Genomic DNA, 26,748 nt, shown 5'->3' on the forward strand with positions numbered 1-26,748 from the left:
GAAGAAAAGGCACTAATTCCGACTTGATGACGCGCTACTTGGAAATTTGCAGGTTTCTCTAAAAATCGAAAAATCATCAAAGAAATAAAAATTGCAGGTATCTCCATTACAACGACTAGACCACTCATATAGCCTTCAAATGGTGTCTGCATGTTTTCTAGAAAAGCTAGAGCGGCCCCAAACGTTACAATACTAACCGAACCATAAGTTGCCGCAAGAGCAATTGAATTGTCTAAGTCTAGTTTTAGTACTTTACGAAGGAAAATAAGGACTATGACTGGGATAACAGTTCCGAGAAATAGTGCTGCAGCTATAGGTTGAACTAGATCACTCAACGGATATTTTGAAAGTTCAATCCCGCCTTTTAAACCAATTGCGATGAGCAGATAAAGACTTAAAGCGTCTCCGATACTTTTCGGTATTTCTAAATCGGAACGAAGAATGGAAGCTAATAAACCAACCGCAAAAAACAAGACTGTTGGGGTTAAAAAGTAAGTTAAAATTAATTCAAACATCGTAATAAATCCTCCTAAATTTAATCTCTAACTTATGGTTCAGGCTTTTTTACAAAAAAAAACAGCCTCACGTTTTAACGTTGAAGCTGGTTTATTGTCTTCCATCGCTGAAAAACTAATCTACCCAAATATTAACTAAGAATTTGTTCAAGATTTTCACTTAACGTAAAGACAATTACCCGTTCTCCCGTTTGGGTGCTAATATCTGTATGGAAACTAACTACTTGAATGTCAGTGAGGCTACTTAACAATACTTTTAGTTGCTCACTTCCTGATTCAATTAATTCAGAACGCATTGTTTTAACAGACGTAATCCCGGCAGAGGTTTTCGAAACCTCTCGTTCTGCTGGAGTAAGAATACCCTTCAATTGGATAATAATGATATTTCTAAGAATATCTGTTTTCACCTGTAAAGGTCCTCGGCCAAGATACTCCTTTTCCCACTGGGTAAGTGCTTTGCTAATATCAGCCTCAAGCTGACCTTTCGTTATACGAATCATGTAGGAAGCTCCTTTCACATAAAAAAGGTATACCCCCTTAAAGAAAAGAGATATACCGCTCATTTTACATCCTTTCTCCCTTGAAGAACAGTCACCTTCATTTTACACCTGCAAGAACAAATCTTTCAGTTGCACAATGCTTATAACTTTGAAAAAGAGAGAAGTACATAATAATTTTCGGAAACATCATGGTTCATATAATAATACGCTAGCCAAAGGATGTATGTCAATCATATTTAGTAAAAGAAAGATATATTAAAAAATATGAAAAAATGTCGGAAATTGCGTTAAAGTTATTATAAAATAGGGTATATGTTTAATTAAAAACTTCTTGAATTAGGAGGAATAAGTCTAGTATGAATACAGAGAGAAAGAATCAAATTCCTTTGTATCAATGGTTACTAGCCATTGGAACGATTATTGCACTCCATCTCGCTTATCATTATATTTCCCCTCTGTATTCTTTCAATTATTTTTTGATTGGGATCACACTAGATATTGTATTTGTCGTATTAGTTATAACTATGTGTTTCGTTATTTACAATCGACAGAAAGAAAAAGATGAAACAAAGAAGCAATTAGAAAGTATTTATGAAAATGTAGATGTCATATTATGGATAAAGGATATTAAAACAAATAAAACCTTAAATATTTCTAACCAAGTGTTTAATATGTATGGATATACTATAGAGGAGATAAAGGAAAATCCCGAATTATGGTATAAGGCGATACATCCAGATGATTTAAAAAAACTAGAAATAGAGGGCTGGCAACTGTGGTCTAAAGACCAACTTCATTCAACGGTAACCTATCGAATTATCCATAGGAATGGGGAGACACGCTGGATACGGGACCATGTTTACCCCATTTTCTCAGCAGGTGAACTTGTTCAATTAGGAGGAATTATTACAGATATAACGAAGGAAGAACAGGCTGTTAAAGAAATGCGTTTTTTAGCTTACCATGACCCTGTCACAAAACTTCCGAATTATGAATCGTTTAAAGAAGAGGTTACCTCTAAATTGAATAAGAGAAAAGCTGAAAATACATTCTGGCTAATTGAAATTAAAATAAGGCGGGTAAAATTCATTCGTGAATATGTTAGTCAACGAATTGCAGATGAGGTTGTTTTCGTATTAGCTGATAGGCTTACGTCTATTTTATCACCCTTAATACTTGTTTCTCGTATCACTGACAGTCGCTTTGCATTGATGATACCAGATGAAACAAAGTGTGAAATTGTTAAGATTCTTAAGAAAGTAGTAACAACACTTGAAAAGCCTTTGTTTATTGAACAATATAATTTCAATATGGATGTGAATATAGGAATAGTTGAGTGTCCTAGAAGTGGAACCGATTTAGATGAATTGGAAAGAAATGTTCATTATGCGCTGAATTATGCAATGAAAAGGCAGCAACGATTTTCATTTTTTGAAAAAACGATGGAGTTACCATCGACTGAGCCATTCTTAATTGAGGATTTGCGTAAGGCTATTGAACGTAATGAATTAATGTTATATTATCAACCTAAAATAGATATTCAATCAGCGAAGTTTTTCGGGGTTGAAGCCTTATTAAGGTGGAAGCAAGAAGCGGGGACTTTCATATCTCCAGTTGATTTTATCCCTATAGCAGAGGATACAGGTCTCATTTTACCAATAGGAGATTGGGTGTTAAATGAAGCATGTAGACAAATGAGAGAATGGATTGACTGCAAGGTTCCTATAAATGGCGTGTCAATTAATTTGTCTGTCAATCAGTTATTTCAGCATAACTTTATTGGACAGGTGAAAGATATCTTAGAAACATATCAACTAGAATCAAGATTTATAGAATTTGAGATTACAGAGAGTATGGCAATGGATGAAGCTAGGATTAAGGATGTATTAATGGAACTAAAAGCTCTTGGAATTAGACTTAGCATGGATGACTTTGGTACGGGATATAATTCGTTTGAACAACTTCTACAAATGCCACTTGATATTCTAAAAATTGACCGATCGCTAGTAAACAAAATTGAGTTAGATTATCGTGCTGAAAAAATAATTTCAACATTACTTTCTATGGCAGAGAATTTAGCAATGGATGTGATTGTGGAAGGAGTAGAGACGGAAGAGCAATTACGTCTATTATATAAAAAGGGCTTCAAAGTTATTCAAGGATTTTACTTAAGTGAACCACTTCCAGCAGACAAAGTTATGATTAGACAAGAAGAAATTCGCGGAAAAATACTAAAGCTACGTAATAAGATTAAAACTGTGGATTTATGAGAGACTTGTAATTGAAAATGAAAAGGGGGAAGAAGATATGAACCTCTATAAGGCACACTTTGTTCATCCTTATACACAAGTTCCACTTATAATATATTTTAACGAACGTGATGGAGTGGTTACCTTTGAAAAAGATGAAGAGATACTAAATATTATATTAAAATTAAAACAAGATTTAGCAACAAATGAAGAGTTCCAACATAATTTAAGCCAAACGAGTAACATGTGTAAAACGCAGTATCCTCTTGAGAGTTTTAAAGATGTGTACGAGTTTCTTGATAAGCTTGGAATTGAAGGTGAAGAATTGCTTTTTAAACAGGTATATGTTCATTAAAAAAAAAGACTCTTCCTTTAGTTAAAGGAAAAGTCTTCTTCTTTAGTCAATCCTTGTTTATTAATCTTTATCTACAGGATAAACTCCGTTTTCATCATGGACTTCATTTCCAGTAATTGGCGGATTGAAGACACAAACCATTCTCATATCCGTATCAGGATGCGCACGAAGTAGATGCTCGTCATGCTCGTCCAATGCATAAATCATATCTTTTTCGATTGGCCATACTTTATTATCTCTTAACGTAACTACCTCACCTTTACCTTCGATACAATAAACAGCTTCAAGGTGATTCTGATACCAAATATGAGTTTCAGTTCCGGCTTTAATAATTGTGTCATGAACCGAGTAACCCATACCATCTTTCTTTAACAAGAGTCTACGGCTAACCCAGTTTCCTCCATCTACTTCTTGTTTGGAACCAATAATGTCTTTTAAAGAAATAACTTTCACCTAAATGACCTCCAGTAATAATTAATCTTATAACGTCTCTTTTAAAAAAGGAAATAGTGAGGGTGTCTAAGTAAGCGTCACTTAGACACCCTCTAGTATTATTCTTTACGATGTAACAGGTTCTTTTGAACCAATAACTACTGCTTTTACGCTTTCTTCTAATATCGCTAGACCTCTATCTAAACCTTCGTCGTCAATTGTTAACGGAGGGAAGAGTTTAAATACTTCATCATTAGGACCAGATGTCTCGATAATTAGACCACGTTTGAATGCTTCGCTAGCTACTTTAGGAGAGAGTCCCTCAACTTCAGACATGATCCCAACCATATAACCTCGTCCGCGTGCCTCACCTTGTATTTCAGGGTAGTCAGCAACAATTTTTTCTAAGAAATTAAAGATTTTTTTAGATCCTTTTTCAATGTTATTTTCGAACTCAGAGTCCTTCCAATAAGAAAGCGATGCAGTTGCTGTGATAAATGCGTGGTTATTTCCACGGAATGTCCCGTTATGTTCACCCGGCTCCCAAATATCTAACTCAGGGCGGATAAGGGTAATAGCTAAAGGCAGACCAAAGCCACCAATAGATTTAGACATACACACAATATCTGGCTTAATTCCTGCTTTTTCAAAGCTGAAGAATGTTCCTGTTCGGCCAACCCCTGCTTGAACATCATCAACAATTAGAAGAATACCCCAACGTTTACAAATCTCTTCGATTCGTTGTAGCCACTCGAAACTTGCAGCATTTATACCACCTTCACCTTGGACTGTCTCGAGAATCATTGCAGCAGGAATGGCTACGCCACTTCCCTTATCATCAAGGAATCGCTCGAGATACTCCAGAGTGTCGAGTCCGTCATTGACAAAGCTGTCATAAGGCATTGTTACAACGTTGTGTAAAGGAATCCCAGCACCCTTTCTTTTAAATGAATTACCAGTAACTGAAAGAGACCCGATTGTCATACCATGGAAACCATTTGTAAAACTAATAATGTCAGTTCTACCAGTTACTTTTCTCGCAAGTTTAAGTGCACTTTCAACTGTATTCGTACCAGTCGGTCCAGGGAACATAACTTTATAATCAAGATTACGTGGCTTTAAAATAACGTCATTAAATGTTGTTAAAAATTCAGCCTTAGCAGTTGTACCCATGTCTAAAGAGTGTGTAATTCCGTCATTCATGATGTATTCTACTAATTTTTCTTTCATTTTAGGGTCGTTATGACCATAGTTTAGTGCACCAGCACCGGAAAAGAAATCTACGTATTCCTTACCGTCTTCATCCCACATTTTATACCCTTTTGCCTTTGTGAAAACAGTTGGAAAGCTTCGGATGTAACTACGTACTTCTGATTCTAATTGCTCAAAAATATTAATGTTTGTTTTAGTCATTTTAATAAACTCCTCCTAAGATACTATACATAGTATAGGTATGAATTATAGCTTTCAACAGGTAAATCTGAATACATTCGTTACTATTTTAAAGGTCCTACTCTAAATGTTAATTCCTCTTCATGGTTGTCACCTGGGAATAATTCTTCACTAAAGCATTCCTTTACTTCACAGTTTGTATCCTGATCTCGTGCAAGTCGGCGAAATAGAGATTGTGATGCTTGGTTTGAAGGTGTAATTGTTGCTTCAACATACCGAACATCTTTACAACCTTCACGCATGATTAACTCCTTCAATATTTTAGAAGCTAACCCTTTTCCACGTTGAGAAGAATCAACCCCAATTTGCCAAACAAACACGACATCCTGCTGCTCTGGAGGGATAAATGCAGTGACAAAGCCTACAAGCTTTTCACCTTCTTTTGCAACAACACAGGTTTCAGAGAAAAATTCACACATCATAATATACTTATACGCAGAGTTCTGGTCGAGAGTAGAATTATTGACCAGTTCCCACATTGCGGCACCATCCACTACAGTTGGTTTTTCAAAGCGTAACGTTTCTGTAGTATTTTTTAGTGCGACAGCTGTTTGACTATTAATATTCATTGCCCCCTTTTCCTCCTTCAAGTCTTACAAAATATATTTCAGTTCCGAAAGAAGGTTAGTATATATAACTAAGGTATTTCTTTCCCCTTTTTCAAACTTCGAAACCTTTAATTTTTAATTTTTTTAAAGTGTACTTTGTAAGCACCGCTTATAAATATCATAAGGGGATGGAAGATTGAAGGCAAACAAGGTTATCAATGATTAGAAGGCTTAATTGGGGTTAAGAAGGATTCATCCTGATCTAGAAGCTATGATTGTTGTAAATGCTAGCAGATCGTAATGTATTCTAACATTTTGAGAATTTATGAAAAAAAAGCAAGAATTTAAATATGTGTTAAAGCGAGTCTCATCAAGTCTTTGGACAGTTTTTATAAAAACAACAAGAAAGATAAAATAACACGCACAAGTTTTAAAAATAAACTCGTACATGTCATTTTTCGCTATGCTTTTACACATTATCCTTCCTTTTTTATGATTTCTTGCTCATTTTAGCAGCTCTATCTGCCGCTTTAAATTCTCTTTGATAATTAACCTCTTGTGCTTTACTGAGTGTACTGTGTTCTTCTTGAACACGACGCTTTTTACTTTCCATCGTAATCGCCTCACTTTCTCTTTTGGTATTTATAAGTTTGGACAAAAACAAGAAAAATATTCCTACTTAAATAATTAACCCGTCAGCAATAAAAAAAGAGCTGTGGATATAATCCACGAACTCTTTTTTGACTTATGCTTCTTTTGCTTCAAGTTCAGTTTCTTGTAAAGTTCTCATTTTGTGCAAATGATATTGATCTTTCTCTATTTGGAATAAATTGTAAATGTTGTCTGATATATTAATTTGGTTATAAATATCACGGCGAATGTCATTGGCGATTGAACAATAAGGTAATTTAGATGCTGCCATGAAAGAACGAACATTTTCTTGACGGATTCTCATAAACACTGTTTGAATTTCACATGAAAAAAACACTTCATCAAAAAATGCATCCTTTGCTACCTTGTTATAGCCCTTTCCAAAGTAGGGCTTACCAATCCAGGTTCCAAGAAAACCACTTTTTTCTGAAACATCGAACAGGTTAATGGTGCCGATTGGAGATCCCCATTCGTCAACAATTGTACGTGAAATAAGCTCGCCACGTTCCTCTGCTTCGATCGTTTGTTTTGTTAAAAAGACAAATTCATCATATGAGGATGCTTTCTGTCTAACATAGGGAAACACAGCGGGATCCACTAACAAATCATATAGAGCATGACAATCTGAGACGTCTCGTTTCTTTAAAATCACGTTAAGCCCTCCTTTTTAGAGGGCAGAATAGTAGGTCCACCCTCGAATTTAATAATTATTAATATCAAATTCGGGGTGGGAATCGAACCCACTAGAACCAGCTATGCTGGTGACGCACCAATTGTCTTCCCAATGCTTATATAATTGAATATACTGCTATATTACTCCATAATAGAGGATAATGTGCATTAAAAAACTGTTACATTATAAAATACGCTCATATGCTCATTAATCCTTCTATATAATAAATGTTTATTGTGTAAAAAGATACCCTTTTTTATTAAAAATTTATGAAGAAATTTATGGATTTTTTACGGTGTTTTCTAAAGCGGTTGTTAGCTCTGGATATTTAAATTGATAGCCTTGAAGGATCGCCTTTTTAGGTAGAACTTTTTGCCCGTCAAGTACAAGAGTGCTCATTTCTCCTAAGGCTATTTTTAAGGCGAAACTAGGTGCGGGAAGCCAGTGCGGTCTATTTAAAACACTAGAAATAGTTTGACCAAATTCTTTCATTTGAAGAGGATTTGGTGAAGTAAGGTTTAGTGGTCCTTTGATATGATGTTGTTCAATTGCAAGGATGAACAGCTCAATAACATCATCAATATGAATCCATGAAATCCATTGCTTTCCAGATCCCATAGTTCCTCCTGCAAAAAGCTTATAAGGGAGGAGCATTTTGGTTAGCGCCCCTTCATTCTTATCTAGAACAACGCCGAGCCTACAAAACACAGTCCTTACTCCAAATGATTGAGCAAGACTTGCTTTAGTTTCCCAACGTCTAACCACATCTGCAAGAAAACCCTTATCGACAGGAAGTGAGTCTTCTGTAAATGTTTTCGTTAAAGAGTTACCATAATATCCGATTGCAGAAGCGTTGATTAGTAATTCGGGTTTTTTCCCTAATTTGGAGATGATATCAATCAATTCTTCAGTTGTCTGAATTCGACTGTTTAGGATACTTGCTTTCCGATCGTTAGTCCAACGTTGCCTTCCTATCGATTCCCCAGCAAGGTTTATAATGGCATCAATATTTTCTAAATGACTACTTGGATTGGATTTATTATGAAGCCACTCTACATAACGCGTATTTGGAAGGGGCGGTTTATTTTCAGCAGTTCTCGTCAAAATAATAAGGGAATGACCTAGGCTAATTAAACGCTTGGTTAACTTATTACCAATAAAACCTGACCCGCCAGCAATTGCTATCTTCATAAGAGCCTCCCTTCGTAGTATCCTTATAATTGAATATACCCATTATGAGTTTAAAACCAAACGTTTATCTATAATTGTAAAGAATGATTTATTAGTTTTAAGAAGGGTGATATACGTGGTTAAAATAACAAAAATTACAGTACAAAAACGGAATTTAGAGCGCTATAATATTTTTCTGGCCCGCGGTGAAGGAGAGGAATATGGGTTTAGTGTTGATCAAGATGTATTAATTAAGTGTGGTCTGAAAAAAGGACTCGAAATAAACGAAGATGAGATTAAAGCGATTATTGAAGAAGATGATAAAAAGAAAACATACCATCTTGCTCTTCATTTTCTTTCTTATAGGATGCGGTCAATTGGGGAAGTTAAGTCATATTTAACAAAAAAAGAGCGTCAACAATCCCATATTGATTTTACGGTGGAAAAATTGATTGAACAAAGGTTTTTAGATGACAAAGCTTTTGCAGAGGCTTATGTTAAAACAAAAAAAAATACAACATTAAAAGGCCCCAAAAAAATAAAACAGGAATTAAAGGATAAAGAGGTGTCGGAAATAATTATTGACCATGCACTCTTAATTTACTCAGAACATGAACAATTGCTCCGGTTAGAAAAATGGCTAGATAAACAGTGGAGCCGAAAAGGAAAACAATCGCTCGTAGCATATCAGCAAAAATTAGTGCAAAGGTTACTCAGTAAAGGGTTTAATTACGAAATTATTGATCAAGCTCTCAAAAAGGTAGCAATTGAGGAAAATCTTGAAGAGGAGTGGGAGGCTGTATTATATCAAGGCATGAAAATTAAGCTGAAACAGGAGAAGAAGTTCAAAGGATGGGATCTCAAACAACGAATAAAGCAAAACTTATACAGCAAAGGGTTTTCCGCGTCACTAATCGATAAATTTATTGAAGGAAATTATGAGGAATGATGACTTCGCATTTAGGATAAGTGTTTCGGAATAGTTATAAATTTTCTGCTATACTAAGGAAAACAGGCTCTAGAAAGACGAGGGATTAGTCGTGGTGGAGAAACGCTTTAGTGAGATGACTGAGTATGAACTTAGAAATGAAATAGCTAGACTAAACGAGAAAGCAAAGAAAGCGGAACAGCTTGGGATGATGAATGAATTTGCAGTATATGAAAGAAGAACATTAATGGCAAAAGCTTATCTACTTAAACCTGATAATTTCAAGCCAGGTGAAACCTATGAAATGATCGGAGGGAACTCAATATTTCAAATTTCCTATATGAATGGTCATTTTGCATGGGGTTATCGTGATAACGGGACGACACTAGATGCGGTACCGATTTCTTTGTTAAAAGAGAAGCCAATCTAGGCTTCTCTTTTAAAGATTGTCTGGTGGTTCTACTTTACTTATCTCCAGAATTGGCCATTCGTTCCTGAGGTTGTGTATTAATTGAACCATCTGGTCGTTTTGAGGCATTCTCTTCTTTTGCCCTTGGTTCGCCTGAAAAAGACATTCGATTTGGAAATCCTTTTTCTTTATTTCGCATATGAGTTAGTCTCCTCTCAGTTGTTCACTTATAGTATGAGCAAGCATGAGTATGAGTATCGGACGTAAATCCTGTAAAAGGAGGAATAAAATATGGAAAACCGTTATGAAAGACTAACAGAAGAACTTTTGAAAATAAATCAAGAATTAACGTACGGTCAAGCGAGAACGTGGGTGGAAGGCCTTTGGGAGGATTTTGAAGTGACTCGTGCAAAATCCGGTCGCTCATATCAAGGACAGGATACGACGGAACAAGTTGTCTTAAAGTGGATTAAACAGTATGGTCCATACTTACACCAATATGCTTCAAAAAATGAAAAATTTGCTCACTTAAAAAATGATACTCATACAAAGCATTAATAAGAGGGTGTCCTGAAGGTTGTAACCTCCAGGACACCCTCATTCAAAGTTTAGTCCGTAATAATATTCAATTTTTTTTGTAACGTTTGTTCGCTAAATACCCAACCAGTGTAAGAGCTAATAACATTTAAGTTCTGGTCGAGTTGGACAATTGCAACAAACGGATAATGACCCTTACTTCTATATCGTAAATCAACAAAACGAACTTCCGTGATATTCTCTTTAGCTTCTGTTTCCCAACGATACGTAGGGGAAAATGAGAGAAATGCTGCTAAATTTGGATCTTTACGTGCTGCATTTATAATAGGAGTATCTGGAATCGGATCAAAGGTATACTGTTCAAAGAAATTAAGTTGATTCATTCTAGATTCAGCTACAAATAGCGTGTCAGGCGTACGAATAACTAAATGCCATTGATTCCAACGAATTGTTGGAGAAACAAAAATATGCGTCGCATTGGGATGAAGCCTTCTAGCATGAGTAACAACCTTCCTCTTCTCATATACTCGCCAGACATAATAAAGAAAAATGACGATATATAAGGTTAAGAACGTACTCCCTGGCTCACTTCCTAAAGCCCACATAGCAATGGCTCCTAAATGGGTAAAGAATATAAAAGGGTCAAAAATGTTGATGATACCAAGAGCAATCCATCTATAAGAGATTGGACGCAAAGCCTGTGTCCCATAGGCATTAAATATATCAACAAATACATGAAGAAAGACTGCAAGAAAAGTCCAAAGAAACAGCGTAACCCAATTTACTTCGGGTACAAATAAAGTAATACCTGCCGTAATAATAATTGGCCATGAAAATACAGCAGGAATCGAATGAGTGACTCCACGGTGATTACGGATATAGACAGCATTATTACGTAGTTTCAACACCGTATCAAAATCAGGAGCCTGTGAACCAATGATTGTTGCTAATAAAACAGATGTCTGCATGATAGGATCATTAGCAACGACAGGATCCAAGGTAGCGAGTCCTCCTAGGGCAATGCCCATTACTACATGAGTTCCAGTATCGATAAAGCACCAACCTCCTTCTCGGTAAGTATCCAGTTCTCATGATATAGTTTATTTATACCCGATTTACAACGGTTTAAAAAGAGGAGTTTAGAGATTATGACAAAACCTTTACAAATTTTCATGGAATATAAAATAAATAAAGAAAATCTACATGAATATGAGCAAGCTATGGTCACGGTTCTAGATACTTTAACAGAATTTGAAGCAACAAATATACAGTGGTTTATTTCTGAAGAACAGCCCTTTTTATTTGTTGAAATGTTTCAGCTACCGACCACCTCTCATTATCATGCACTAAAAAAGCTTCGACAATCACATGAACACCCTATCTTCGGTAGTATTATACCTTACATACAAGGTGGAACAGATAAAATACATTGTTGGGCGTTTCAGCGTAAGGAGTAAGATATGACACAACATAAACTTTTACAAAATTTTGAGATAAAAGGGTACCAATCAGCTCTTATCGAATGGTTTGATGATAATCATCGTTCATTACCTTGGCGTGAAAATAAGGATCCGTATCGTGTATGGGTTTCAGAGATTATGCTTCAGCAAACGAGAGTCGATACAGTTATTCCTTATTATTTGAACTTTATGAGAGAGTTTCCAAGCCTAGAGGACTTAGCGACAGCCGAAGAAGACCGCTTACTAAAAGCATGGGAGGGTCTTGGGTATTACTCACGTGTGCGTAATTTGCAAACTGCAGTTAGAGAGGTTGTCTCAGAATACGGGGGACAAGTCCCTAAGACAAGAGCAGAAATTTCAACACTTAAGGGTATAGGTCCTTATACAGCAGGGGCAATTTTAAGCATAGCTTATGGAAAGCCAGAACCTGCTGTTGATGGGAATGTTATGCGTGTTCTCTCACGGGTTCTTCTAGTTAAGGAGGATATTGCAAAGGCGAAAACACGAAAACTTTTTGAAGAAATACTATATGAACTAATTCCTCAGCTAGACCCTTCGGCCTTCAACCAAGGATTAATGGAATTAGGAGCGTTAATATGTACACCTACTTCTCCTGGGTGTCTTTTATGCCCAGTACGTACCTATTGTAGAGCCTATCATGCCGGACAAGAGCATAACTTGCCAATTAAATCAAAAAAGAAAAAGCCAATTGAAAAAAAGATGGCGGCATTAGTTCTTATAAATAAAAATGGAGAAGTATTAATTGAGAAAAGACCTGAGATAGGGTTATTAGCAAGGCTGTGGCATTTTCCTAATATTGAAATTACCCAAGAACAATCGGGAGTAGAGGAGTTAGTATCATTTTGTAAATCAGAATATGATGCTTCAGTTGAAATCGATACTCCAATTCAATTCGTTCAACATGTTTTTTCTCATTTAATTTGGAACATAACTGTTTATGATGTTACTATTGAAAACCAATCAATTGAAGAAACTGAGACGAGAAAATGGGTTAGTTGGAAACAAATAGAGCAATATGCGTTCCCGGTCTCTCATCAAAAGATAATAGAACATTGTAAAAAGGAGGCATAACATGGACTTAGGTTTAAAAGATAAAGTTGTACTGATTACAGGCGGTTCCAAAGGGATAGGAAAGGCTATCGCATGTGCTTTTCTTGAAGAAGAAGCAAAAGTTGTGACTATTGCCAGAAGTGTAAAAGTTGGGTTTAAGGGTGAGAATATGTTTAATGTTCAGGCTGACTTAACTAGTGAAGCTGAAAGACAACGAGCTTATTCCATGGCAATGGAAGCCTTTGGAAGAATTGATATTCTAATTAATAATCTGGGTGGGAGTAACGGTGGTGCAGTTGCAGAGACATCACTACAATTATTTCGTGACGCGCTAAATTTAAACTATTTATCAGCAGTACACCTAAGTCAACTGGTTCTCCCTCAAATGAAAAAGCAAAAAAGTGGGAGTATTATTAATATCTCTTCAATTTTTGGGCGAGAGTCCGGGGGGAAACCAACATATAATAGCTCTAAAGCAGCTATGATAAGCTTCACAAAAGCCTTGGCTGACGAAGTGATTTCCGAAGGGATCCGTGTAAATGGGATTGCCCCTGGATCAATTTTACATTCTACAGGAAATTGGCAAAAACGCCTTGATGAAAATCCTCAAAAAATAAAACAATTTGTCTCAGATGAAATTCCTGCTGGACGTTTTGGGACCCCTGAGGAAGTTGCGAATGTCGCTATTTTCCTAGCATCTGAAAAAGCTAGCTGGATTGTAGGAGCAACGATTAACGTAGACGGCGCCCAATCAAAATCAAATTTCTAACAAAAAACCTCACTTGAGTGAGGTTTTTTGTTAGAATCCGCACACTGATCGATTAGTGTCTGTTTAAGGGAACTATTCTTTTTTGAACAGACACTAGAGGATACATGATTTTAGGTTTTTTGGTCATCATTTATTAAATGAATTTCTTCAATTTTTGCTTTAGTTTCTGATGTGCCCAGATGATAAAGAGCTTCGTACACATCATTTAGGCCACTTTGATATTCATTTTTATCCTGATCGACTTTTTTGTCATCGAAGTGCCTAAATGTAAATAAGTTTCCAAGTTCGACATCATGGGCCTGGACGTTACGAAGTAAGTCCTCAAGTGCTTTCTTCTCAGTAGGAGTAGCTTCAATTTCGTACTCAATTAATTGACCATCGTCTATACGAGTTGGACTAATCGTTTCCATGCTAATAGGATTTAAATTTACATAGTATAAGGATTTTTCCATATGGATTCCCCCTTCTATTCTTATTGATACAATTCCCAAAATGTATAACTGATATCCAAAACAATGTCAAAATTCTTAATCACCATGTTCTTAGAAAACCTTCAGTTAGACACCCTGAGGAATGAAAACCAGTTGCTTCGATTTTGTTAGGGGTCAGTCCCAAGATGTTCACAGGATACCAATATGTTTAGGAAAGTGAAAATCACGCTTTCTCTGCACTTCGACTCTAACCACTTGCATAGGCTTTCACCTGTGCAGTGGTTTTCAATCGATCCGTGAACTAGTTTTCATTTCTAAACGCTCTACAAAAGTTTAATAATTGTTATATAATAGGAAGCAGTGTAAATTAGTTGTAAGACAAGTATAGTTTATTGTTAGAAAGGATTATGTGATGGTACTTAACATGATTGCAGGTGTTACTGTCTTAACCTCCTTTATTTTTGTTGGAGGTTACATTGTCAGGGACAATCCTATTTACGAACAATCGTCCTTTAAAACAAGATGGCTGATAAGTATACTTTCAGGTACGGTTGGAATTTTATTAATGTTATATGGTTCTTATTTTGGAGAAGTATTAATTGATTTAAGGTATCTCCCGGTACTTCTTTCAGCTCTGTTATTTGGATTTCAATCAGCAGTTATTACGTCAATCATCATAGGGGGTTTTCGGTTTTTCTTTATAGGTGGGGGCTATTCTTCACTAATTGGCTTTATAACCATCGTAATCTTAGGGATTGGATCTGGGTTGATTGGTTATTACCTAAAAGGACTAGGAGTCAGAAAGTGGATTATTCTTGTCGTATATGGTGGAGTGATAGGGAATATCACATTATTTATACTAGGAATGGGAATAACTGTTCATCTTGTCTACACGTTCCATTACTCTGCAGGTAGCTTTCTATTATATTTTTGTTTATCATACATTCATGATTCAAATGTTTTGTATCGAAAGGCAAAAAGGGAGGCGTTAACAGATCATCTTACTGGCTTAGGTAACATGAGGGCATTTACTGGATTAATAGAGGATAACGTTCTTAATTCAGGGAACGAATCGTATTCATTATTAATACTAGATATTGATCATTTTAAAGCAATCAATGACACGTATGGTCATCTTGCAGGAGATGAAGTATTAACCAATTTCGCAAGGTTAATGATGAAAGGATCAAGAACTAAGGATAAGCTGTTCCGAAATGGTGGAGAAGAGTTTGCGGTTGCGATGCCTAATTGTTCGAAGGAAGAGGCTCTCGACATAGCTGAAAAAATCAGAAGGATCGTGGAGGATAATACCTTCCACGTGTTAAATCGAGATATTTCTATTACTACTTCAATAGGAGTGGCTACTACTGAGGACGGGGCAGTACCGTTTAAAGAGTTATATCGCAAAGCTGACCAAGCCTTATATAAGGCAAAGCAAAGCGGACGCAATAAAGTATGCGTATAAGGGAGGGAAAGGTTGATGGTTTACATTTTTCCCCTCCCTATAAATTAAGGAACTAAAATAATACGACCGTTATAGGTTTTTTGTTCCAATGCGTGATGTGCTTTAGCGGCATCACCGAAAGAAAAGCACTTTCCAATATGAGCATGAAATGATTTAGCTTTAAACTCATCCGAGATGAATTGCCCTGCTTTTAGTAATTCTGTAGCCGGCGCACTAAATAGTAAGACCCCCAGTAAGGACGCATTCTTCATATTTAATTGTCTCCATAAAAGAGGAGGCGTATTATCAATAGGTGAACCAATTGTTACAATCCTCCCCCCAATTGAAATCATTTTAAAGTCCTTTTCCATATTTTCACTTAACGACATATCTAATATGATAGAAACGCCTTTCCCATTTGTGAGAATATTAACTTTTTCCTCCACGTCGGCTTCTAGATAGTTAATAACTTCATCGGCTCCTGCCTGCTTAGCAAGATTTTCTTTTTCTTTGTTACTGGTAGTTGCAATCACGGTCGCTCCTGCTTGTTTTGCAATTTGGATTGCGGCGAAACCGACAGATCCGGCCCCTCCGTAAATTAACACTGTTTCACTAGACTTAACATTTGCCCGGTAGTGTAGAGCTAAATGTGCAGTCATAAACGGCATCGCTAAGGCAGCACCTTCTTCAAAGGATAGGGCTTCTGGTAAGTGAAAAGCAAGATTCTCAGGAAGGCAAATAAATTCGGCAGCAGTTCCCTTGACGTTAGTCGTCCAAATCCGATCCCCAACCCTTAGGTTTGTTACGCCGGTACCGATTTCAATTACTTCTCCAGCAACATCAAAGTGAGGAATATGTGGGAATTTTTCTACAGGACGAATTCCTTTTCTAAAGTATGTATCAACTGGATTTATTCCACTAGCCCCTACTTTAATGAGAACTTCTCCATCTTGCGGAGCTGGCACTTGAACGTCACTCAGCTGTAAAACACTAGGATCTCCATATTGCTTATAAATAACAGCTTTCATTTCTTCATCTCTCCTCTTAAAGTAATGGTTCTAACCGTCGAGCTGCTTCCTTTAGTTTCGCCCCATCTTGGACAAGTGCCAAACGGATGTAACCTTCTCCTTCACTTCCAAAAGCATGTCCAGGTGTGACTACGACTCCGTTATCTAATGCTTTAAGAGTAAACGACATCGATGTATACCCTGCTGGAACCTTTGCCCAAATAAACATACCGCCGTCCGGAGCGCGAACTTTCCAGCCAATCTGATATAAGGCGGAGATCATCGTCTTTTTTCGATTTTCATAGAGGGATTTATGTTCCGCCAAAAATGATTCACCATTTCTTAATGCAGTGATCGCAGCAGCTTGAAGCGGATGAAACATACCATAATCGATATGTGACTTAATCGTTGCTAATGGTTTTAAGAATGTTGGATTGCCTATTGCATATCCAATTCTTGCCCCTGCTAAATTAAAGCTTTTTGATAGAGAATTCAATTCAATTGCCGTTTCCTTTGCTCGTGGTAAAGAAAGAATGCTTAATGGTTCATGGCTATCAAAAAGTAACTCAGAATACGCAAAATCAGAGACAATTAATATCTCATGTTTTAATCCAAATTCAATGAGCTGTTGAAAATAAGCCTTAGAAGCAACGGTTGCACATGGATTACCAGGATAATTGATAATCATCATTTTTGCTCTATTTTTAATATCATCAGCTAAAGAGTTAACATCAAACATAAAATTATTATCTGCATTCAGTGGATAAGGGTAGATCTCAGCTCCAGCGATTTCGACACTCGCCGCATAAATTGGATATCCAGGGTTCGGGACGAGCAGAATATCCCCTTGATCTAAATAAGCCAAGGATAGATGGGCAAGACCGTCCTGTGATCCTAGTAATTGAAGGACTTCACTTTCTTCTATTTCAACATGATAGCGAGTGTTGTAAAATTCACAAACAGCTTTCCTAAACTCAAGCTGGCTCGTAATAGCATATCCGTAGAGACTGTCATCCGAAACATGAGCTTGCAATGTCTCTTTAATAAATCGTGGAGGCGGCAAATCAGGACTGCCGATACTTAAATCAATTAAATGTTCACCCGATTTTAACTTCTTAGCTTTTAATTCGGCCATTTCTGTAAATACACTAGTTGTTAGGTTTTTAAGTCTTCTTGAAGGAAACATGCAAACACCACCGTACGAAATTTAGATTCCATTCTATTCTACCTCGAAATTAGAGTTCTCGCGATATTCCGTTGGCGAAAGTCCTGTCCACTTTTTAAATTGTTTAGAAAAATACAAGGAATCCTGATAGCCAACTGAAGAAGCGATTTGTTTAACCGTTAAAGGCTTTTGTAACAAAGACTCCGCTTTTTTCATCCGGATGTCTAGGAGTAACTGACTTGGCGATTGTCCTGTATGCTGTTTAAACATTTTTGAAAAATATGTACGGTGATAGCCAAGATTGTCTGCAATGGTATGAATTGAAAGTGGCTCAAAATACCGTAAAGTTAATAATCGAACGACATCCTCAATTTTTTTTTGGAGATCATCAAGTTGGTTTGAAGCAATAGGAGTTGGATGCCATCCTTTTATATCAAAATAGTCTGCAAAAATCAATCGCAAAAAGGCATTTGCTTTTAAATTACAGTTTGGTCTTTGTTGTTCTAGTACTTGATATAACTTTTGAAACAAGGGTTCTAATGCTATATTTTCTTCAAGCGGTCTTACTATCGGTGATTTGGGAGTAATATCAATTGCCTCAAGCAATGTTTCAAAATAGACTCCTCTAAATCCAACCCACGTATAATACCAGGGGTCGCTGCGGTCAGATTCATATGTCACCAACTCCCTTGGAAAAATAAAGAAACTATCTCCAAGTCCTAATCGATGTGTTTCTTTGTTACTAGTAAAAGTTCCTTTCCCACCTAAGACAAAGTGTAATAAATGATAATCATGCACTTGAGGACCCACTTTGTGAAAAGAATAAGTTTGACTATATCCACTAAAAAGGACGTGATTTTCCCCTAGTTTGGAATGAGGATTAATGGCAACTCTTGAATTTTCTGATTTCACGTTCATCCATCCTTTAAACTTGAGGTTTATTAGTATTCTACAGGGAGATAGCAAAATAAACTACATTTATCCATGAATTAGTGTGTTTGTTCCATGTGATTTTTAAGGAGACCCTTTTATACTTAAAGCAAATCTAATAAGAGGTGATTATTAAAGTCTAAAATTACATTTCTAGGTGCCGGGAGTACTGTTTTTGCAAAAAATGTATTAGGTGATTGTATGCTTACACCAAGCTTACAAAGTTTTGAATTTGCTTTATTTGATATTGATCAAGAAAGACTACAAGATTCTCTCAATATGTTAAATAACTTAAAAGAGGGCCTTAACAGTACCGTTCACATTAAAGCGTATACCAACCGGAAAGAGGCCTTGCGAGGAACGAAGTATGTTATTAATGCTATTCAAGTAGGGGGTTATGACCCTTGTACGATAACAGACTTTGACATTCCTAAAAAATACGGCTTACGTCAAACAATCGCTGATACATTAGGAATCGGGGGGATTTTCCGAAATCTTAGAACGATACCAGTGATGTTAGACTTTGCTCGTGATATCGAGGAGGTTTGTCCAAAAGCTTGGTTCCTGAATTATACAAACCCAATGGCAGCCTTAACGGGGACGATGATTCGTTACGGTGGAGTGAAGACAGTTGCACTCTGCCATAGTGTCCAAGTTTGCGCGCCTGGGTTACTTGAACGAGTTGGTTTGGATAAGGACAAAGGGGATATCAAGTGGAAGATTGCGGGAATTAACCACATGGCATGGCTCTTGGAAATTACTCGTGACGGAGAGGATGTATACCCTGAGATTAAGCGTCGTGCAAGAGATCTTCAAAGCGAGAAACATGATGATATGGTACGATTTGAGCTTATGGATCGATTTGGTTACTATGTGACGGAATCCTCGGAGCATAATGCGGAGTACTTTCCTTATTTTATCAAGAAAAATTATCCGGATTTAATTGACCAATTTAACATCCCGCTAGATGAATACCCTCGTCGTTGTATCGAACAAATTGAAAATTGGAAAAAAATGAGAAGTGATTTAGTCTTAAGTGAAAATTTAACTCATGAAAGAACCCATGAGTATGCTTCGTTTATTCTGGAGGCAATGGAAACAGATCAGCCATTTAAAATTGGAGGAAATGTGTTAAATACGGGTGGGTTGATTTCGAATTTACCTGATAAAGCGTGTGTAGAGGTTCCTTGTTTAGTTGACCGTAATGGCATACAGCCTACATATGTCGGCGAGTTGCCTGAGCAGTTAGCTGCCTTAAACCGTACGAACATTAACACACAGTTGCTGACGATTGAGGCAGCAATCTCACAGAAAAAAGAATATATTTATCAAGCGGCATTACTGGACCCGCATACCTCAGCCGAATTATCAATCGATGAGATCGTTGCTTTATGTGATGATTTAATTAATGCTCATGGTGATTGGCTACCAACATACAAATAAAATTACCGCTATAAATTATTATCGAGTGTAGCGGCTGTATTTAGATAATGTATTTGAATAGGAAGGAGAGTTATGAAAAAATTATTGTCTTTAAGCTGCTATACGTTCTTATTAATAGGATTCATGCACATAATGATAGGCTCACTATTGCCATCAATTTTAAGTTATTATGGGAAAACTTATACTGATGGAGGAACGCTGATTGCTATTCAGTCATTGGGACTTTTTGTTGGGGTTGGACTGTCTTCACTATGTGCAAATAAAATTGGGAGAAGATGGACCATTGTTTTCTCATGTGGATTAGTTGCGATATCCCAAGCTGTTTTTGCCTTACTATTGCCATGGGCCTGGTGGTTGCTGTTTGTTTTTATAGCTGGGATTGGTTTTGGGGTGATTGAACCTTTAATTGGGGCGTTAATCATTGATACAATAAAAAAGAACACTGCCGTGGCTTTTAGTAAGCTTGAAGTTTATTTTGGACTAGGTTCGTTAATTACCCCCATCGTAAGTGGATGGCTTGCAACAACGGGCAATTGGAGATTTTCATTTTTACTATTAGCCGTATATGCTTTAAGTATTAGTGTAGTATGGATGAAGCTCTCATTTGGTGAACTAAATGAAGCACTAAAGCGAAGTCAACTAGCCATTAGTGAAAGTAAAGGAAAGAAAACAACACATAAATCTCTTTATTTTGGGTTCATATTCTTTTTTGCGGTCTATGTTGGAGTTGAGGTAAGCTTTATGAATTTCTTACCATCCATGCTCGTACATCAGTTAAATACTGGGACATTTCAAGCTACTTTTAGCGTAACACTGTTTTGGGGGGCAATGGTGGTAGGGCGCCTCATAGCGGGACATATTGCTGAAAAAATTAGCTATGCTCGTTTTTTACTAGGTTCCTCCATTTTTACTGTTGTTTTCCTTTTTTGGACGGGAACAGTTCACCAGTTATGGGGCATTTATGTTTTAGTCTTTTTAGTTGGATTAATGATGTCAGGGATTTTTGGAATTGCAATGGTTTATGCGAATCGGATTTTGCCAGGTCCAACGAGCCGAAATACGTCTGTTTTTATAGCTGCAGGAGCAGTTGGGAGTGTTATATTACCAATTGTTACCGGGCTTATCATGGATTATTTATCTACCTTTCTTGTAGCGGTTGCGTTGGCAGTACTATCATGTTATATGGTTATTTTTATTTATCGAATTCAAAAGGTTTCAATCGAGAGGAGAAGCGGTTATTGACCCGCTTCTTTTCTTTTTTTATGAAAAATCACACGAATAAAATGAAAGAAAAACCAACTTTTTAGTGCGTTAATCAAAATGCACGGTTGTTCCTTGTGTATATGTGGCATCTTGCTTTAAACCACCACGAGATTCAATTTCTTTAATAATTTCACGATGAATGGTAACGCCTTCCGCATTTAAATAGGGTGTAACTTGTTGCATATTATGGTGATAATAGGCCAACTCTTTATCTGTCCAATCTTTTTTTGACATCATGGTTAACTCTGTCATATCACGACCTACGTACATATGTGTCCCTCCTAAAAATAAACTTGTTACAAAATTAGTGTTCCTGTTCTCCAAGAGACCTATACGATATAATAAAGACAATTGGTTGAAAATGGAGGAGAAAATTATGGAACAAAAAGTAGCGCTTGTAACAGGAAGTAGTCGGGGAATTGGAAAAAGGATTGCTCTTAGATTAGCTGAGCAGGGATATGACTTAGTTATTAATTACGCTAGAAGTAAGCAAGCAGCCCTCGATACAGCTGCAGAAATTGAAGCTCTTGGAAGAAAGGCGTTAATTGTAAAGGCTAACGTGGGAAAGCCAGAGAAAATTAAAGAATTATTTTTACAAATTGATGAGCAGTACGGTCGGTTAGACATTCTTGTCAACAATGCTGCTTCTGGTGTATTAAAACCTCTTATGGAACTTGAGGAAAGTCATTGGGATTGGACAATGGATATAAATAGTAAGGCACTTTTATTTTGTGCGCAGGAAGCTGCGAAAAGAATGGAAAAAACAGGAGGGGGATCAATCGTCAGCTTAAGCTCTCTCGGTTCGATTCGTTATTTGAAGAACTATACGACAGTTGGGGTTTCAAAAGCAGCTGTTGAAGCATTAACACGTTATCTTGCTGTGGAATTAGCGGAGAAAGGGATCGTTGTTAATGCCGTATCAGGTGGAGCAGTTGACACAGATGCACTTACGCACTTTCCAAATCGTGAGGAGTTGCTTAATGATGCAGCTAAGAGAACACCAGCAGGACGAATTGTTGAGGCAGAGGATTTAGCTAATACGGTGATGTTTTTGCTATCCGATCAGGCCAAAATGATTCGGGGTCAAACAATTATAGTTGACGGAGGCATTTCACTGCTCGCTTAAAGATTTGTGTATAAGGGATTACCTTCTCGGACATCTTATTATTTGTGGAGGTGATATCAAATGGCTAACCAACAAAACCAACAGGCTAAAACAAATGCACAGCAAGTAAGAAAGCAAAATGCTGCTTCTGCTCAAGGTCAAGGCTTTGATACAGAATTTGCTTCTGAAACAAATGCTCAAGAAGTACAACAGCAAAATGCTCAAGCTGAAAGACGTAAGCAACAAGCGTCTTCAAATCAACAACGACAACAATAATGAGATAGGAAGCACCCTCTGGCTAAACGTCAGAGGGTGTTTTTTTTATAGTCGACAACTCGTTGGCGACGACAGCCGAGCGAAGGGAGGGTCGGTTTTACATAGTCGACAACTCGTTGGCGACTTTTACATAAAAAACACCTAAAATTAATTTACTCTTGCCTTAACGTTTCAAATAAGGAGCGAAAACTGTATAATAGTAGAGAATGTAAGAAATGTGAAGCATACGTAACTGAAAAAAGGTAGTGATTAGAGCGGAAAAAGTACGAAAAAAGCTGCTCTACCTACTGACGTCCAACAAATAAAATGGAAGGAGACGGTTATGAATTTTCCCAAAGTAGGTAGCAATATTCAAATCCAAAGCTACAAGCATAATGGATCTATTCATCGCACTTGGGAAGAAACTATCGTGCTTAAAGGGACGTCAAAGGTTGTGATCGGAGGAAACGACCGAATTTTAGTGAAGGAGTCTGATGGTAGAAATTGGAGGACGCGTGAGCCTGCTATTTGTTACTTTGATTCGGAGCAATGGTTTAATATGATCGGCATGATACGGGCGGATGGAATTTACTACTATTGCAATCTTGGATCCCCTTTTACATGGGACAATGAGGCATTAAAATACATTGACTATGACCTTGATATTAAAGTCTTCCCAGATATGACCTTTAAGCTTTTAGATGAAGATGAATATGACCTTCACCGTAAGGAAATGAATTATCCTCCTGAAGTAGACGTAATCTTACAAAGGAGTGTTGATGAGTTGATTTCGTGGATTCATCAAAGAAAGGGGCCGTTTGCTCCCCAATTTATTGAAAACTGGTATGAAAGGTTTTTACAATACCGGTAAAACATCATAGGAAAAGCCTGGTTTTCCAGGCTTTTTCTGTTGGCAAGTACATAAGCTATATTTAGGTGGTGATTTCCTCTGGGTAGTGTAAAACGTTATATGGCATTTGTGAGGCCTTATAGAAAGTTGATTTTGATAACAATAGGGATTGGGGTTTTAAAGTTTGGAATTCCATTAGCGCTACCTCTTGTCATGAAGTATGTCATTGACGATATTATTTTAGCGGAAGCATTAACTGCAGACGAGAAAACGTCCACATTGTTTTGGTTGATGAGTATAATTTTTGTTATTTTCGTTGTTATCCGCCCACCCATTGAATATTATCGTCAATATTTTGCGCAATGGATCGGAAGCAAGATTCTCTACGATATGCGGGATCATTTGTTTGGACATATTCAAAAATTAAGTTTGCGGTTTTACTCTAACCGAAAAGTTGGAGAAATTATTTCAAGAGTCATTCATGATGTTGAGCAAACGAAGAATTTTGTCATTACTGGCTTGATGAATGTGTGGCTTGATGCGTTTACCATTATAATTGCTATTATTATTATGTTGAATTTAAATGTCTGGCTTACGTTAGTGGCAATTGCAATGTTTCCATTCTATGGTTTTTCGATTAGGTACTTCTACGGACGTCTTCGCCACTTAACCCGAGTTCGTTCCCAAGCATTAGCAGAGGTACAGGGGCACTTACACGAAAGAGTACAAGGAATGAATGTTATACGAAGCTTTGCTTTGGAAGATTATGAACAGCAAAGTTTTTCTGTGAAGAATGGTCGATTTTTAGACAGAGCACTGGATCATACCCGGTGGAACGCTAAAACCTTTGCGGTAGTAAATACGATTACCGACCTAGCTCCATTGCTCGTCATATTAGTTTCAGGTTATTTAGTGATTCAACAGCAATTAGAAGTTGGGACGATGACCGCCTTTGTACTTTATATGGAAAGATTGTACGGGCCATTGCGGAGATTAGTCAATTCCTCAACAACGTTAACCCAGGCGATTGCTTCAATGGATCGTGTGTTTGAATTTATCGATGAGAAATATGACATTGAGGATGAACCAAATGCTCAGCGCCTAACAAAAGCTCGTGGAGATGTGACCTTTGAAAAAGTTACTTTCTTCTACAATGAGGAGGAAAAACCCGTTTTAAAGAACCTCAATCTCAATATTCGTCAGGGCGAAACCATTGCCTTTGTTGGTATGAGTGGGGGTGGTAAGAGCACAATAATTAGTTTAATTCCTCGCTTTTATGATGTGACTGCTGGGAGAATCTTAATTGATGGAAAAGATATTCGCGAATATAAAGTGAGGAGTTTACGTGATAATATCGGTATGGTTCTCCAAGATACAATTTTATTTAGTGATTCCGTAAAATTAAACATTCTAATGGGGAATCCTAATGCCTCGGACGAGGAGGTTATTGCAGCGGCAAAAGCAGCTAATGCTCATGATTTCATAATCAATTTACCAAATGGTTACGACACCGAAGTGGGTGAACGTGGAGTTAAGCTCTCGGGAGGACAGAAGCAACGGGTGGCAATTGCTCGTGTATTTTTGAAAAATCCACCTTTGCTTATATTTGATGAAGCTACTTCTGCTCTTGACCTAGAAAGTGAGCATGCGATACAAGAAGCTCTTGAAGTTTTAGCGAAAGACAGAACGACGTTTATCGTAGCCCATCGATTATCAACAATTACACACGCAGACCGAATTGTTGTAATTGAAAATGGAGAAATCGTCGAAGTTGGGAGTCATGAACAATTATTGGCCAAAGAAGGAAGCTACAAAAAACTTTTCCAAGTCCAACAACTTAATTAAAAAAAGCAATGGGCGAGGCCACTATCCTGTTTGAAAGGAGTGAGCCAAGCCATTGCTTTTTTATTTAAACGTATATAGTGTTACTCTTCTTCGGACTTCTGAATACGAACGTAATTTTCATCTTTATGGTAACTAAAAAAGCTGTCAACAAGATTATCTAAATGCTCGAGTTGTTCTTGATATTCTATAATTTGCGAAAACATTGGTAATGTATGGATCCATTGATGCTGGTCCGTATTCTCTTGTTCATATAGTTGAACAAAGAGAGTAGTTAGTTCAATTTTCCCCTGGTTAATTCCATTTATTATTTCCTCTGCAGGCTGCGATGTAACTTTTCCAACATAGCGTAATAAAATTCGGTCGTGATAATTCGTTAGTTGATCAAGTTGGGATTCGATTTTCTTTTGAAGCTCTTCAGGCAAAGAATGCATTTCATCAGAGCGACGTTCTAGATTTTTTAGAACAAACAGTGCCTTTTGCGTTGTTATAACCATTTGTCTAAAAAGGACTACTTTACGAGCTTTTGCGTATTTATTTTTAAGGAAGTAATTACGTTCTTCCTTATAAAGTATATATAGGTTTTCTAGTTGTACCATTTGTTCTTCAAGGCGCGTAATGTCTTTCTTTAACATCCGGTGATCAGAGTCTTTGCGAATTAAGAGCATTGTCCACTGCATAATATCCTCGGAGGCCTTTTGAATTTTATAGTAAAGCTTTGTTTCATAGCGTGGTGGAATAAAAACGAGATTGACAATAAAAGCTGCTAATACACCAACCATAATCAAAACGAATCTACTTACAGAGAATTCAATAAAGCTCTCGGAAGGACTTTCCATCACAACAATAATTGTAACAATTGCTAGTGGAATAGTTGAAGATTCTAGTTTTACCTTAAGAATGATTGCAATGGCCACTACAACAACGAGACCTACAACGAAAGGTTCGTGACCAAAAGTCATAACAAAGATAATTCCTAACACGGCTCCAATGAAATTGGCTTGAATTTGATCGAGTATCGTCTGGAAGGTTCGGTAAATAGATGGTTGAATAGCAAAAGCTGCGGCAAGGGCTGCAAACATCGGTGGTTCTAACTCAAACCAAATTGCAAGGTGGAACGAAAGGATGATGGCTAGACCCGTTTTAAAAATACGAGCTCCAAGTTTCATTTCGTAAAAGGTCCCTTCTTGTTTAGAATTTAGTTATCTTAGCGAAGAGGATATTATCCAGATTAGAGCATGTTCGTACATTGCGTAGCGTCCGTTTAAAAAGGGTGGTTTTCACTTTTTGAACA

At 37.1% G+C, this 26,748-nt stretch carries 31 protein-coding genes; 15 read left to right on the top strand and 16 right to left on the bottom strand.

The features are described 5' to 3' along the window. Positions 1-515, bottom strand: a 515-nt coding sequence (locus CEF19_RS12640) for a sodium-dependent bicarbonate transport family permease (protein ID WP_198510283.1), incomplete at its 3' end; no start/stop codon positions are given. A 131-nt stretch (positions 516-646) separates the two neighbouring features. Continuing rightward, a complete protein-coding gene (locus CEF19_RS12645; RefSeq protein ID WP_198510284.1) occupies positions 647-1,015 on the bottom strand; it encodes a Na-translocating system protein MpsC family protein in 369 nt (122 codons plus the stop codon). Between the two features lie 356 nt (positions 1,016-1,371). Between CEF19_RS12645 and CEF19_RS12650 the strand changes: the two genes are divergently transcribed. Together CEF19_RS12650 and CEF19_RS12655 are read left to right on the top strand one after the other, a co-directional pair. Further along, a complete protein-coding gene (locus CEF19_RS12650) occupies positions 1,372-3,285 on the top strand; it encodes a putative bifunctional diguanylate cyclase/phosphodiesterase (protein WP_100406387.1) in 1,914 nt (637 codons plus the stop codon). A 37-nt stretch (positions 3,286-3,322) separates the two neighbouring features. Beyond that, positions 3,323-3,619: a hypothetical protein gene (locus CEF19_RS12655; RefSeq protein WP_100406388.1), complete on the top strand. Its 297-nt coding sequence runs from the start codon at positions 3,323-3,325 to the stop codon at positions 3,617-3,619. 60 nt (positions 3,620-3,679) lie between these two features. On the opposite strand, the gene CEF19_RS12660 is transcribed toward CEF19_RS12655, so the two are convergent. The 6 genes from CEF19_RS12660 to CEF19_RS12685 all read right to left on the bottom strand — a co-directional run bounded on the left by CEF19_RS12660 (position 3,680) and on the right by CEF19_RS12685 (position 8,566). Next, positions 3,680-4,072 (bottom strand): ectoine synthase, encoded by a 393-nt coding sequence (locus CEF19_RS12660; RefSeq protein ID WP_100406389.1) that lies wholly within the window; start codon positions 4,070-4,072, stop codon positions 3,680-3,682. Between the two features lie 105 nt (positions 4,073-4,177). Continuing rightward, positions 4,178-5,464 (bottom strand): diaminobutyrate--2-oxoglutarate transaminase, encoded by a 1,287-nt coding sequence (gene ectB / locus CEF19_RS12665; RefSeq protein WP_100406390.1) that lies wholly within the window; start codon positions 5,462-5,464, stop codon positions 4,178-4,180. 83 nt (positions 5,465-5,547) lie between these two features. Then, positions 5,548-6,072, bottom strand: coding sequence for a diaminobutyrate acetyltransferase (gene ectA / locus CEF19_RS12670; RefSeq protein WP_100406391.1), 525 nt, complete (start codon positions 6,070-6,072; stop codon positions 5,548-5,550). A gap of 469 nt (positions 6,073-6,541) precedes the next feature. Further along, positions 6,542-6,664 (bottom strand): YfhE family protein, encoded by a 123-nt coding sequence (locus CEF19_RS12675; RefSeq protein WP_100408302.1) that lies wholly within the window; start codon positions 6,662-6,664, stop codon positions 6,542-6,544. 132 nt (positions 6,665-6,796) lie between these two features. Continuing rightward, the gene (locus CEF19_RS12680) at positions 6,797-7,351 is read right to left on the bottom strand and encodes a GNAT family N-acetyltransferase (protein ID WP_100408303.1); all 555 of its coding nucleotides are present in this window, start codon (positions 7,349-7,351) and stop codon (positions 6,797-6,799) included. Between the two features lie 303 nt (positions 7,352-7,654). Next, a complete protein-coding gene (locus CEF19_RS12685) occupies positions 7,655-8,566 on the bottom strand; it encodes a TIGR01777 family oxidoreductase (protein WP_100406392.1) in 912 nt (303 codons plus the stop codon). Positions 8,567-8,681: 115 nt separating this feature from the next. On the opposite strand from CEF19_RS12685, the gene recX reads away from it, so the two are divergent. Both recX and CEF19_RS12695 read left to right on the top strand, forming a co-directional pair. Continuing rightward, positions 8,682-9,494 carry a recombination regulator RecX gene (gene recX / locus CEF19_RS12690; protein WP_100406393.1) on the top strand — a complete coding sequence of 271 codons (813 nt, stop codon included), beginning with the start codon at positions 8,682-8,684 and terminating at the stop codon, positions 9,492-9,494. 91 nt (positions 9,495-9,585) lie between these two features. Continuing rightward, the gene (locus CEF19_RS12695; RefSeq protein WP_100406394.1) at positions 9,586-9,903 is read left to right on the top strand and encodes a YfhH family protein; all 318 of its coding nucleotides are present in this window, start codon (positions 9,586-9,588) and stop codon (positions 9,901-9,903) included. Between the two features lie 34 nt (positions 9,904-9,937). Here the strand turns inward: CEF19_RS12695 and sspK are convergent, their stop codons facing one another. Beyond that, positions 9,938-10,081: a small, acid-soluble spore protein K gene (sspK, locus tag CEF19_RS12700; RefSeq protein ID WP_100406395.1), complete on the bottom strand. Its 144-nt coding sequence runs from the start codon at positions 10,079-10,081 to the stop codon at positions 9,938-9,940. A gap of 92 nt (positions 10,082-10,173) precedes the next feature. On the opposite strand from sspK, the gene CEF19_RS12705 reads away from it, so the two are divergent. Continuing rightward, positions 10,174-10,440 (top strand): YfhJ family protein, encoded by a 267-nt coding sequence (locus CEF19_RS12705; RefSeq protein ID WP_100406396.1) that lies wholly within the window; start codon positions 10,174-10,176, stop codon positions 10,438-10,440. A gap of 50 nt (positions 10,441-10,490) precedes the next feature. On the opposite strand, the gene CEF19_RS12710 is transcribed toward CEF19_RS12705, so the two are convergent. Next, complete coding sequence (locus CEF19_RS12710; RefSeq protein ID WP_100406397.1) at positions 10,491-11,471, bottom strand: metal-dependent hydrolase; 981 nt, start codon at positions 11,469-11,471, stop codon at positions 10,491-10,493. Between the two features lie 96 nt (positions 11,472-11,567). On the opposite strand from CEF19_RS12710, the gene CEF19_RS12715 reads away from it, so the two are divergent. Genes CEF19_RS12715 through CEF19_RS12725 form a run of 3 tightly spaced genes read left to right on the top strand, consistent with a single transcriptional unit; the run spans position 11,568 to position 13,719 of the window. Next, positions 11,568-11,876, top strand: a complete 309-nt coding sequence (locus CEF19_RS12715) for a hypothetical protein (RefSeq protein WP_100406398.1) — start codon at positions 11,568-11,570, stop codon at positions 11,874-11,876. Positions 11,877-11,879: 3 nt separating this feature from the next. Next, entirely contained in the window at positions 11,880-12,971 is a 1,092-nt protein-coding gene (gene mutY, locus CEF19_RS12720) for an A/G-specific adenine glycosylase (RefSeq protein ID WP_100406399.1), read from the top strand. Between the two features lies 1 nt (position 12,972). After that, positions 12,973-13,719: an SDR family NAD(P)-dependent oxidoreductase gene (locus CEF19_RS12725; RefSeq protein ID WP_100406400.1), complete on the top strand. Its 747-nt coding sequence runs from the start codon at positions 12,973-12,975 to the stop codon at positions 13,717-13,719. A gap of 110 nt (positions 13,720-13,829) precedes the next feature. Here the strand turns inward: CEF19_RS12725 and CEF19_RS12730 are convergent, their stop codons facing one another. Further along, on the bottom strand, positions 13,830-14,171 hold the full coding sequence (locus CEF19_RS12730; protein ID WP_100406401.1) for a hypothetical protein: 342 nt from the start codon (positions 14,169-14,171) through the stop codon (positions 13,830-13,832). A gap of 391 nt (positions 14,172-14,562) precedes the next feature. Between CEF19_RS12730 and CEF19_RS12735 the strand changes: the two genes are divergently transcribed. Next, positions 14,563-15,615 carry a GGDEF domain-containing protein gene (locus CEF19_RS12735; RefSeq protein WP_100406402.1) on the top strand — a complete coding sequence of 351 codons (1,053 nt, stop codon included), beginning with the start codon at positions 14,563-14,565 and terminating at the stop codon, positions 15,613-15,615. Between the two features lie 44 nt (positions 15,616-15,659). On the opposite strand, the gene CEF19_RS12740 is transcribed toward CEF19_RS12735, so the two are convergent. From CEF19_RS12740 to CEF19_RS12750, 3 genes are read right to left on the bottom strand one after another with little or no spacing between them, the layout of a single operon-like run. Continuing rightward, positions 15,660-16,622: an NADPH:quinone reductase gene (locus CEF19_RS12740; protein ID WP_100406403.1), complete on the bottom strand. Its 963-nt coding sequence runs from the start codon at positions 16,620-16,622 to the stop codon at positions 15,660-15,662. A gap of 16 nt (positions 16,623-16,638) precedes the next feature. Then, positions 16,639-17,787, bottom strand: a complete 1,149-nt coding sequence (locus tag CEF19_RS12745; protein WP_100406404.1) for an LL-diaminopimelate aminotransferase — start codon at positions 17,785-17,787, stop codon at positions 16,639-16,641. Positions 17,788-17,820: 33 nt separating this feature from the next. Beyond that, on the bottom strand, positions 17,821-18,678 hold the full coding sequence (locus CEF19_RS12750) for an AraC family transcriptional regulator (protein WP_227521980.1): 858 nt from the start codon (positions 18,676-18,678) through the stop codon (positions 17,821-17,823). A gap of 162 nt (positions 18,679-18,840) precedes the next feature. Between CEF19_RS12750 and melA the strand changes: the two genes are divergently transcribed. Together melA and CEF19_RS12760 are read left to right on the top strand one after the other, a co-directional pair. Next, the gene (melA, locus tag CEF19_RS12755) at positions 18,841-20,139 is read left to right on the top strand and encodes an alpha-glucosidase/alpha-galactosidase (protein WP_100406406.1); all 1,299 of its coding nucleotides are present in this window, start codon (positions 18,841-18,843) and stop codon (positions 20,137-20,139) included. A gap of 72 nt (positions 20,140-20,211) precedes the next feature. Beyond that, positions 20,212-21,381, top strand: coding sequence for an MFS transporter (locus CEF19_RS12760; RefSeq protein ID WP_100406407.1), 1,170 nt, complete (start codon positions 20,212-20,214; stop codon positions 21,379-21,381). A gap of 69 nt (positions 21,382-21,450) precedes the next feature. Here the strand turns inward: CEF19_RS12760 and CEF19_RS12765 are convergent, their stop codons facing one another. After that, positions 21,451-21,672 (bottom strand): cytosolic protein, encoded by a 222-nt coding sequence (locus CEF19_RS12765; RefSeq protein ID WP_100406408.1) that lies wholly within the window; start codon positions 21,670-21,672, stop codon positions 21,451-21,453. Between the two features lie 106 nt (positions 21,673-21,778). Here CEF19_RS12765 and fabL point away from each other — a divergent pair, with 106 nt between their 5' ends. The 4 genes from fabL (at position 21,779) to CEF19_RS12785 (ending at position 25,457) form a co-directional block, all read left to right on the top strand. Further along, on the top strand, positions 21,779-22,528 hold the full coding sequence (gene fabL / locus CEF19_RS12770; RefSeq protein ID WP_100406409.1) for an enoyl-[acyl-carrier-protein] reductase FabL: 750 nt from the start codon (positions 21,779-21,781) through the stop codon (positions 22,526-22,528). A gap of 60 nt (positions 22,529-22,588) precedes the next feature. Next, positions 22,589-22,783, top strand: a complete 195-nt coding sequence (locus tag CEF19_RS12775; RefSeq protein WP_100406410.1) for a gamma-type small acid-soluble spore protein — start codon at positions 22,589-22,591, stop codon at positions 22,781-22,783. 322 nt (positions 22,784-23,105) lie between these two features. After that, positions 23,106-23,633, top strand: a complete 528-nt coding sequence (gene ntdP, locus CEF19_RS12780; protein WP_100406411.1) for a nucleoside tri-diphosphate phosphatase — start codon at positions 23,106-23,108, stop codon at positions 23,631-23,633. A 78-nt stretch (positions 23,634-23,711) separates the two neighbouring features. Beyond that, the gene (locus CEF19_RS12785; protein WP_100406412.1) at positions 23,712-25,457 is read left to right on the top strand and encodes an ABC transporter ATP-binding protein; all 1,746 of its coding nucleotides are present in this window, start codon (positions 23,712-23,714) and stop codon (positions 25,455-25,457) included. A gap of 80 nt (positions 25,458-25,537) precedes the next feature. Here the strand turns inward: CEF19_RS12785 and CEF19_RS12790 are convergent, their stop codons facing one another. Then, positions 25,538-26,623: an FUSC family protein gene (locus tag CEF19_RS12790; RefSeq protein ID WP_100406413.1), complete on the bottom strand. Its 1,086-nt coding sequence runs from the start codon at positions 26,621-26,623 to the stop codon at positions 25,538-25,540. Positions 26,624-26,748: the final 125 nt, after the last annotated feature.

This window comes from Bacillus solitudinis (assembly GCF_002797395.1).
Lineage (GTDB): Bacteria > Bacillota > Bacilli > Bacillales > Bacillaceae_D > Halalkalibacter_A > Halalkalibacter_A solitudinis.